The organism is Saccharothrix sp. ST-888 (genome assembly GCF_000955975.1).
In the GTDB taxonomy this organism is placed as follows: domain Bacteria; phylum Actinomycetota; class Actinomycetes; order Streptomycetales; family Streptomycetaceae; genus Kitasatospora.
Genome location: NZ_JYJF01000172.1, coordinates 1 through 8,182, shown reverse-complemented (window position 1 = coordinate 8,182; position 8,182 = coordinate 1). Strand labels below are relative to the sequence as shown.

General features: G+C 74.8%; 9 protein-coding genes. 5 read left to right on the top strand and 4 right to left on the bottom strand.

Annotated elements, in window-relative coordinates:
* The 3 genes from UK12_RS31005 to UK12_RS30995 form a co-directional block, all read left to right on the top strand.
* The coding region (locus UK12_RS31005; protein ID WP_045306535.1) for an alpha/beta hydrolase fold domain-containing protein at window positions 1-382 on the top strand (382 nt) is incomplete at its 5' end.
* Window positions 379-912, top strand: a complete 534-nt coding sequence (locus UK12_RS31000) for a hypothetical protein (protein ID WP_045306534.1) — start codon at window positions 379-381, stop codon at window positions 910-912. The genes UK12_RS31005 and UK12_RS31000, both read left to right, overlap by 4 nt.
* Window positions 909-1,862 carry an LLM class flavin-dependent oxidoreductase gene (locus tag UK12_RS30995; protein ID WP_045306533.1) on the top strand — a complete coding sequence of 318 codons (954 nt, stop codon included), beginning with the start codon at window positions 909-911 and terminating at the stop codon, window positions 1,860-1,862. Before UK12_RS31000 ends, UK12_RS30995 begins: the two co-directional genes overlap by 4 nt.
* A 49-nt stretch (window positions 1,863-1,911) precedes the next feature.
* On the opposite strand, the gene UK12_RS30990 is transcribed toward UK12_RS30995, so the two are convergent.
* From UK12_RS30990 to UK12_RS30980, 3 genes are read right to left on the bottom strand one after another with little or no spacing between them, the layout of a single operon-like run.
* Entirely contained in the window at window positions 1,912-2,730 is an 819-nt protein-coding gene (locus UK12_RS30990; RefSeq protein WP_197085315.1) for an FAD:protein FMN transferase, read from the bottom strand.
* Window positions 2,727-3,203: an FMN-binding protein gene (locus UK12_RS30985; protein ID WP_045306532.1), complete on the bottom strand. Its 477-nt coding sequence runs from the start codon at window positions 3,201-3,203 to the stop codon at window positions 2,727-2,729. Before UK12_RS30985 ends, UK12_RS30990 begins: the two co-directional genes overlap by 4 nt.
* A gap of 32 nt (window positions 3,204-3,235) precedes the next feature.
* Window positions 3,236-4,630: a ferredoxin reductase family protein gene (locus UK12_RS30980; RefSeq protein ID WP_197085314.1), complete on the bottom strand. Its 1,395-nt coding sequence runs from the start codon at window positions 4,628-4,630 to the stop codon at window positions 3,236-3,238.
* A gap of 221 nt (window positions 4,631-4,851) precedes the next feature.
* Here UK12_RS30980 and UK12_RS30975 point away from each other — a divergent pair, with 221 nt between their 5' ends.
* Window positions 4,852-5,568, top strand: a complete 717-nt coding sequence (locus UK12_RS30975; protein ID WP_045306531.1) for a response regulator transcription factor — start codon at window positions 4,852-4,854, stop codon at window positions 5,566-5,568.
* The gene (locus UK12_RS30970) at window positions 5,565-7,175 is read left to right on the top strand and encodes a sensor histidine kinase (RefSeq protein ID WP_063838353.1); all 1,611 of its coding nucleotides are present in this window, start codon (window positions 5,565-5,567) and stop codon (window positions 7,173-7,175) included. Before UK12_RS30975 ends, UK12_RS30970 begins: the two co-directional genes overlap by 4 nt.
* Window positions 7,176-7,341: 166 nt before the next feature.
* Here UK12_RS30970 and UK12_RS30965 read toward each other — a convergent pair.
* On the bottom strand, window positions 7,342-8,182 hold an 841-nt coding region (locus UK12_RS30965; protein ID WP_045306530.1), incomplete at its 5' end, for an ERAP1-like C-terminal domain-containing protein.

Below are 8,182 nucleotides of genomic sequence, written 5' to 3'. Positions count from 1 at the left end.
GCTCGCCGCCCAGGTGCTGGCCTACCCGCCGATGGACCCGGCCTGCCGGGCGCAGTCCTTCCGGCGGAATCCGGAGATGTTCCCCAGCCGGGCCGGCCTGCTGGCCGCCTGGCAGGACTACCGGGGCACCGGGCGCCGCCACCCGGTCGCCTACAGCACCCCGTACGAGGCCCAGGACCTGGGCGGGGTGGCCCCGGCGATACTCGCGGTCGGCACCCTCGACCCCGTGGCCGACGACGTCCGCGACTACGCCCGGCGGCTGCGCTCGGCTGAAGTCCCCGTCGAGATGCGGGAGTTCGAGGGAATGCCGCACGGAACCTTCCTCAATGATCCCGCGCTCCGCCACTGGCTGGGCACCACCTACGCTCGGAGGGCAGCATGAACAGCGCCACCAGCACCACCGGTCCGGACACCGCCACCGTGCCGGGCCACGCCGAGGCGCTGCTGCGCCACTTCGCCGATCTGCGGGACGGCCTGCACGGCGACGCCGCCGGCCGCCAGGACAAGGAACGGCTCTTCGGCACCGCCGTCGACCTGCTCGACCCGTATGCCCGGCAGGCCCTGGCGGAGATCAACACCCATCTGCTGCTCGGCACCGGCGAGGTGGCCGGTACCGGCATCCGCCGCTCGCTCGCCGAGGGCGTCGACGCGCTCTGGACCCTCTCCTGGCCCGAGCAGCAGGCGACCGGCATCAACCCGATCGTCATCAGGGCGTTCTTCGGCCGCGGCTTCCACCACCCGCACCTGCAGGGGGGCACCGTCCGCGAGTGGCCGCTCAACGTCTTCACCCCGGAGCAGGCGGCGGCCGAACTCCCCACGCTGCGCGCGATCGCCGCCGCCGACCTGCACAACCTGGTCTTCCAGCGCGACTTCCGGATCATCCCGGCCACCATGAACGGAGCGGCACAGTGACGTTACGGCTCTCCATCCTCGACCAGTCCCCGGTGCCGGCCGACGGCACCCCGGCCGACGCCCTGCGCGCCTCGCTCGACGTCGCGCGGGCCGCCGACGGCCTCGGCTACCACCGCTACTGGGTCGCCGAACACCACAACTCCCCCAGCTTCGCCGGGACTTCGCCGGAGATCCTGGTCACCGCCCTGCTCGGCGAGACCCGCCGGCTGCGGATCGGCTCCGGCGGTGTGCTGCTGCCGCGCTACGACCCGTACAAGGTCGCCGAGGTGTTCCGGGTGCTCGCCGCCCTGCATCCGGGCCGGGTCGACCTCGGCATCGGACGGGCCGGCGGACCCGCGCAGAACTTCCCGCAGAAGGTGGTCGAGCTGGCCCGGCTGCTGGCCGAGCCCTACGAGGGCTATGTCCCACCGGAGTTGTGGCTGCTCGGGGCCGGCAGCGGATCGGCGGAGCTGGCCGCGGCCCTCGGCACCCGGTTCGCCTTCGCGCACTTCCTGCGGCCCACGCTCGGCCGGGCCGCGCTGACCGCGTACCGGACGGGCGACCGACTCCCCTCGGACGACGCCGCACCGCCGCGCGGGGCGCTGGCCGTCCGGGTCGTCACGGCCGAGACCGAGGCGAAGGCCGCCGAACTGGCCCGGAGCTTCCTGTTCTGGCGCAGCCGCAAGGACCTCGGCGACGACCGGCCGTTCCCCTCGCTCGCCGAGGTCCGCGCGCACCGCTGGACCGCCCTGGAGGAGGAGCGGGCCGCCGACAACAGCCTTGCCCTGGTGTCCGGTACGCCGGAGCAGGTGCACGCGGAACTCAGCCGGCTCGCGGCCGCCCACGGAGTGGACGAGCTCGTGGTGAACACCCTCACCCACGACCCCGCCGACCGGATCGACTCCTACCGGCTGCTCGCGGAGACGTTCCGGATCGCCTCCGGCACCCGCGAGCTGACCGGCGTGGCCTGAACACGGACCCGGCGCCGGGCTCGGGGCGATGCCCGGCGCCGTGCACCCCTCAGGACCGGCCGGGCAGCGCCAGGGACGGGAGGTGGGCCGGGTCGGCCGAACCGGCCGGTGGCGGCGCGAAGGCGAAACCGGGCGTACGGCGCCGGGTGCCGTCGGGGAGCACGGCCAGCGCCTCCACCTCGGGGTGCCCGGCCGCCCAGGCGAGGCCGAGGTCGGGGCCCATGGCGAAGGCCGCGGTGGCCCGGGCGTCGGTCAGGGCGAGCCTGCGGCCGACCAGGGTGAGCGAGAGCAGACCGGTGGCCGGCCGGCCGGTGTGCGGATCCACGATGTGCGCACCGCGCTCGGCCGTCCCGGAGGTGGCGACGGCGAGGTCGTGGCCGGCCAGCACGCCGAGGACGGCGCCGGGCCGCAGCGGGTCGGCGATACCGATCCGCCAGGGTCCGCCGCAGGTCTGGACGTCACCGCCCCCGGTGACGGTGTGCTGGACGAAACCGGCCGCCCGCAGCTGCTCGGACGCCTCCTCGACCGCCCAGCCCTTGACCCACCCGCTCGGGTCCAGTCGGCCGCCCGGCCGTTCGGTGAACCAGCCGCCGGTCTCGGCCGCGACCTCGCGGCACCGCTCCAGCACCTCGGCCACGGCCGGATCGCACTGGGCGAGCGCGAGCTCCCCGCGGCCGAACCGGCTGATGTCGCTCTGCGGCCGGTAGGTCGAGAAGACCTCGTCGATCCGGTGCAGCCGGCGGACCACCGGCCCGAGTGCCTCCGCGACCCCGACCTCGGCCCCGGCCCCGGTGCTGCGGACGGCGAAGGAGAACACCGTGCCCATGACGTGCTCGGCGTGCCGGATCACCGGGCCCGCGGGGTTCACCGGGTCCCCGCCCTGTCGAGCGCGCTCTGCAGGGAGCGGGTGTAGCCGTCGCTGGTGTACGTCGCCCCGGAGACGGCGTCGATCTGCGCGCTCTGGGCGGCGATGGCCTCCTGGTTGAGCGTGGGCAGGGCGTCGGCGTTGATCCGCCGGTCGTGGCCGCTGCCGGCCGGGTACTGCAGGACGTCGATCCGGCTGATCCGCCCGCCGCTCAGCGACAGCCGGACCTGCACCGGTCCGTAGCGGGTGTCGACGGCATCGCCGGTGACGGTCCGCGAGCCGCCGGAACCCGCCCCCGCACCGGATGCGGGACCGGCACTCGGGCCGGAGCCGGAACCGGCGGAGTCCGTGGCGCCGGCCCCGCCGCCGGTGCTGATCACCTGGGCGGTGGTGGCCGTACCCGCGTGGGGCTTGAGCGAGAGCAGCAGGATCACCCCTGCCACGGTGGCGGTACTGGTCACGACGGCGCGTCGCACGGTGGGCTCCTGACGGGAAGTCCGGTGGGTGGTCAGAGGGCGAAGGACTCGTGGTGGATCCGGGACCGGCGGACCCCGGCGGCCCGCAGCGCCCGGACGGCCTCCTCGGTGAGAGCGTCCGGGCCGCACAGGTAGACCTCGTGCCCGGCCAGGTCGGGGACCAGCCGCCGGAGCGCGCCGCCGAGGTCGCCGACCTGCTCCCGGCCGCCGAGCAGCTCGTGGTACCGCGCGCCCCTGGCCCGGGCCACGGCGGCCAGCTCCGCCCGGAACAGCAGGTCCTCGGGCCGCCGCGCACGCTGGACCAGGACGGGTTCGCCGGGCAGCGTCTCGAACAGGGCCCGCAGCGGGGTGATCCCGACCCCGACGCCCAGCAGCAGCACTCTGCGCCCACGTCGGCGCTGCGCCGTGAACGCACCGTACGGGCCTTCGGCCCGGACCCTGGTGCCCGGCCGGAGCCCGGCCACCGCCGCACTGTGGTCGCCGAGGTTCTTGACGGTGAAGCGCAGGAAGCCGTGCTGCGGGGGAGCGGAGAGCGAGTACGGGTTGGCGGCCCAGCGCAGGCCGGGTGCCTGGAACTGGAGCCGGAAGAACTGCCCGGACTCGGCCCGCAGCTCCGCCAGCCGCTCGCCGACCAGGAACACCGACACCACCCCGGGGCCCTCCGGGCGTACCTCGGCGACCCGCAGCCGGTGCCGCCGGTCCCGCAGGTACGGCACGGCCAGCCGGTACCAGCCGATCAGGGCCGCCGTGCCGAGGTACAGCGCGTACCAGGCGGCGCGCCCCGGACCGCCGCCGAGGCTGGCTCCGGTGGCCAGCTGGTGGCCGAAGCCGAGGGCCACGGCCAGATAGCCGGCCAGGTGGAGGTAGTGCCAGGTCTCGTGGCGCAGCCGACGGCGTGCGGCGCGGGCGGAGAGGGCGCCGGTACCGAGCAGGAGCAGCGTGCCCAGGGTGGCCTTGATCATTTCGGGGAAGTGGAAGACGATCTCGACTCCCTCGCCGATCAGGCCCCGATGGTCCGTCAGCGCGTAGCCGTAGACGATCGTCACGACGTGCAGCGAGACCAGCCCGACCAGGTAGCGGCCGCCCGCGGCGTGCCAGCGGGCCAGCCGGTCCGCCCCCAACTCGCGCTCCAGCAGCGGGATACGGGCCATCAGCAGCAGCAGGACGGGAGCGGTGTACCCGGCCAGCAGGCCGGTGATCCGGCCGGCCTCGGTCAGCCACTCGGACGCGCCGCTGACCCACGGGGTGTCGCGCCACCACAGGGCGAGGACGCCCAGGCCGCCGAGCGCGATCGCCGCCAGGACGGCCGACGGCAGGGCCTCGCCCGGCAGCTGCCGGAGCCAGGCCGAGTACCGGGGCCCGGGCGTTCGCCGGGGACGTCGGGGCAGGTCGTGCGGCCTGCGGTCGGCGGGGGAGAGCGCTGCCACGGGGGACCTCCTTGCCGTCCGGGCTGCTTCGGCAGCAACCCTGGCACCGGAAGCTCTCAGTTACCTCTGAAACGGTGGCCACCGAGCCGCCCGGAATCCACGTTCTGCCAGCTCAGCGAGGGTTTCGCAAGCCTCGGGCCGGATGTGGATCTCACCGCATTCTCATCGCGAGGCGGCAGGATGGCAGCTACCGGTGACGAGACGACCCCCAGGATGTGCCCATGGACAACCCAGCCGGTGCCGAGCGGCGCCCGTGGCGGATCCTGGTCGTCGACGACGAACCCGACCTGATCGAGGTGGTCTGCGGGGCACTCCGCTACGAGGGCTGGGAGGCGCGCGGAGCCACCGCCGGGCAGTCGGCCGTCGAGCAGGCGGACGCCTGGCGGCCCGACGCCGTGGTCCTCGACATGATGCTGCCGGACGTCGACGGGATGGAGGTGCTGCGCCGGATCCACGCCGCCCGACCCGAGATCAGGGTGCTGTTCCTCACCGCCAAGGACGCCGTCGAGGACCGGATCGCCGGCCTGGCCGCCGGGGGCGACGACTACGTCACCAAGCCGTTCAGCCTGGCCGAGGTCGTGGTCCGGCTGCGGAGCCTGCTCCGGCGCGCGCAGCCCACCGGACCGCAGGTGCCGGAGGGCGCGCTGGTCCTGGGAGACCTGGTGCTCGACGAGCGGGCCAGGGAGGTGTTCCGCAGCGGCGAGGCGGTGGAGCTCAGCCCCACCGAGTTCGGGCTGCTGCGCTACCTGATGCAGCACCCCCGGCAGGTGGTGAGCAAGGCGCAGATCCTCGACGCGGTCTGGTCGTACGACTTCGGCGGGCAGGCACACGTGGTCGAGCTGTACATCAGCTATCTGCGCAAGAAGGTGGACCTGGGCCGTTCCCCGATGATCCACACGGTCCGGGGCGCCGGCTACGTGATCAAGGCACCGCAGTGATCCGCCCGAACGCACAGCGGGCCCGCACGCTCCGCCGGGCGGTGCCGCGCACCCTGCGGGCCCGCCTGATCGCCGGGCTGCTCGCGCTGCTGCTGCTCACCTGCGCGGGCGTCGGGCTGGCCACCACCCAGGCGCTGCGGCACTTCCTGGTCGACCGGCTCGACCAGCAGCTCGCCGACACCGGTGGCCGGTACGCGGCCAGCCTGGAGCACCCGGAACCCTCGACCGGAGGTGCCGCCCGCGGCGACACCAGGGCCCAGGCCCCGGGGACCTTCGGTGCCCGGCTGCTGAACGGCACGGTCACCGCCGCCCGGGTGGTGGACGGCGACGCGGACGATCCGGCGGTGGCGGAGGGTACGGTGGCCGCCGACACCGACGACACGGTCTCGCTGACCGCCGGCGACCGCCGTGCCCTGGCCGCCCTGCCGGCCGGCGGCCCGGCCCGCAGCGTCGGACTGTCCGGCCTCGCGGACTACCGGCTGAGAGCGGTCGCCGGGCGGGACGGCGACGTCCTGGTCACCGGGCTCCCGCTGCGCCCGCTGGACGACGCGGTGCACCGGCTGGTGACGATCGAGCTGGTGGTGTTCGCGGTGGCCCTGGTCTCGACGGGGGTTGCGGGGGCGCTCTGGATCCGGGTCTCGCTCCGCCCGCTGGACCGGGTGGTCGGTGCGGCCGAGCGGGTGAGCGCGCTGCCGCTGGCCAGCGGCGAGGTCGCCGTGCCGGTCCGGGTGCCCGACGACGACCTCGGTACCGAGGTCGGGCGGGTGGGTGCCGCACTCAACCGGATGCTCGGTCATGTCGAGGACGCGCTCGCCCGGCGGCAGTCGGTCGAGGACCGGCTGCGGGCCTTCGCGGCCGACGCCAGTCACGAACTGCGCACCCCGGTGGCGGCGGTCCGGGGCCACGCCGAACTGGCGCTGCGCCACCCGGGCCCGGTGCCGGCCGAGGTACGGCACTCGCTCACCCGGATCGAGGCGGAGGCGCAGCGGATGGGCGCGATCGTCGAGGACCTGCTGCTGCTGGCCCGGCTGGACGCGGGGCGGCCGCTCGCCGTGGCGGAGGTGGACCTGACCCGGGTGGCGCTGGACTGCACCGCCGACGCCCGAGCCGCCGGTCCGGGACACCGCTGGCAGCTGGAACTGCCCGAGGAGCCGGTGCTGGTCACGGGCGACGCCGACCGGCTGCGGCAGGTGGTGGCCAACCTGCTGGCCAACGCCCGCGTCCACACCCCGGAGGGCACCCGGGTGACGCTCGCGCTCTCGGCCGGATCCGGTGGCGACGGCCAGGTCCGGCTGACCGTGACGGACACCGGCCCCGGCATCGAACCGGCGCTCGCGGAGCGGGTCTTCGAACGCTTCGTCCGCGGCGACCTGGCCCGGGCCAGAACCACCGGCAGCACCGGCCTCGGCCTGGCCATCGTCCGCGCCGTCAGCACGGCCCACCACGGCAGCGTCGAACTCTCGACCCGCCCCGGCCGCACCTCTTTCACCGTCCGGCTACCGGCTCACCAGGACCCCGATCGCCCATACAAGGTGACCGCGCGCGCAACCCACCACGAATCGACGTGCACCGTAGGCAAGTTGCACCACCCTCAGGGGAGCGGGTAACCGCGCGCGCAACCCACACCCACGAACCGGTGTGCACCGTAGGCAAGTTGCAACCCCCCAGGGGCGCGGGGAACTGCGCGATCAGCCCTCCACAAAGGTGCGGAGTCTCTCGAGCAGCTCCCCGCGCATCCCCGCGCCCCCCACGTGCCTGGCTGGCGGCCCTGGGTCAGTGCCCCAGGGCCCGGGCGCCCGCCGCGTGGTCGACGGCCTGGGCCTTGAGCGCGCGCTCGATGCCCGCGCGGGCCTCGACCACCATGCGCCGCAGCGCCGGTGCGGGCGAGGCCGCCTTGAGCCAGGCGTCGGTGGCGTCCAGGGTGCTCTGCTCGACCAGCAGGGAGGGGTACAGCCCGGTGATGATCTGCTGCGAGATCTCGTGGCTGCGGGTCTCCCAGATGCCCTTGATCGCCGTGAAGTACTTGGCGCTGTAGGGGGCGAGCAGCTCGCGCTGGTCGGGCTGCTGGAAACCGCCGATCACCGCGTCCTGGACGTAGTTGGTGAGCTTGTCGGACTCGACCACGGAGGCCCAGGCCTCGGCCTTGGCGGCAGCGGTCGGCCGGGCGGCGCGGCAGCTCGCGGCGTGCTCCTGGCCGGCGGCGGTGTTGTCGCGGGCCAGCTCGGCGTCGATGGCCTTGTCGTCGGCGCGGCCGGTGGCGACCAGGCGGGAGAGCAGCGTCCAGCGCAGCTCGGTGTCGACGGCCAGGCCGTCCAGCGTCCGGGTGCCGTTCAGCAGGCCCGCCAGCAGGTCGAGCTGGCGGTCCGTGCGGGCGACCGAGGCGAGGGCGCGGGCCCAGGTCAGCTGGTGGTCGCTGCCGGGGGCGGCGGCGCGCAGCTGCTGCTCGGTGGCCTCGGCCCAGCGGGCCGTGCCCTGCTCGCGCCAGGACGGGTCGACGTAGGCGTTCAGGGCCAGCTGGACCTGGCGCTGCACCGACTGGACCACGCCGATGTCGGTCTCCCGGGCCAGGCCGGAGAGGGCCAGCGCGAGGTAGTCGCGGGCGGCGAGCTCGCCG

Bases quoted from the DNA above. Each gene is read 5' to 3' on its own strand.
- UK12_RS31000 (WP_045306534.1), top strand. From the start codon at position 379: ATGAACAGCGCCACCAGCACCACCGGTCCGGACACCGCCACCGTGCCG.
- UK12_RS30975 (WP_045306531.1), top strand. From the start codon at position 4,852: ATGGACAACCCAGCCGGTGCCGAGCGGCGCCCGTGGCGGATCCTGGTC.